At 37.5% G+C, this 579-nt stretch carries 1 protein-coding gene; it reads left to right on the top strand.

Translation table 11 applies throughout. The annotated features are described in order from the left end of the window. Window positions 1-155: 155 nt before the first annotated feature. Window positions 156-579, top strand: a 424-nt coding sequence (locus AOQ32_RS08455) for a DnaJ domain-containing protein (protein WP_059394399.1), incomplete at its 3' end; no start/stop codon positions are given.

Below are 579 nucleotides of genomic sequence, written 5' to 3'. Positions count from 1 at the left end.
TTGCAGAACGCGTCGATGATGTGCTGTGCTTTACGACCAAGGCCTTACAAGGCAAACATTTACGTTCTTAAAAAGACTTTTAAAAGAATTATTATAAGTGGTTTTTATGAACTGCTAAAATAATAGTAAACAAGGGTTTACGAAAGGAAATGTCGATGTCAAATGAGTTCGTTAATTACTATGATGAACTAGAGCTATCACAGCATGCTAGTCCAGAAATGGTTAAACAAGCGTATCGAACACTTTCAAAGCGATTTCATCCAGATCATAATCAAGAAGAAGGTGCTGAAGCCAAGTATTTTGCTGTACAGCAAGCGTATGAGGTATTATCGGATCCACCAACGAGAAGTCGTTATGACCAACAGCTAAACCAGTATCGTGATTTGTCGAATTTGACGGATGCGTTAAATCAACAAGAGGGAACGACTAATGTTCAAGAAGAGTCTTTCACAATAGAGCCATATCAGTATACCTTTAAAGATTATTGTTACTTGACGATGCGAGCCTTATTTTGGCTAATTAAAATCATCGGTCTAATGCTTTATTGGGCTTTCTTGGCGATATGCTGGATCATTACAA

The sequence above is a fragment of the Fructobacillus tropaeoli genome (assembly GCF_001047135.2).
Taxonomy (GTDB): domain Bacteria; phylum Bacillota; class Bacilli; order Lactobacillales; family Lactobacillaceae; genus Fructobacillus; species Fructobacillus tropaeoli.
The sequence above is the reverse complement of the archived record's forward strand: the minus strand, read 5'-3'. Positions and strand labels throughout refer to the sequence as shown.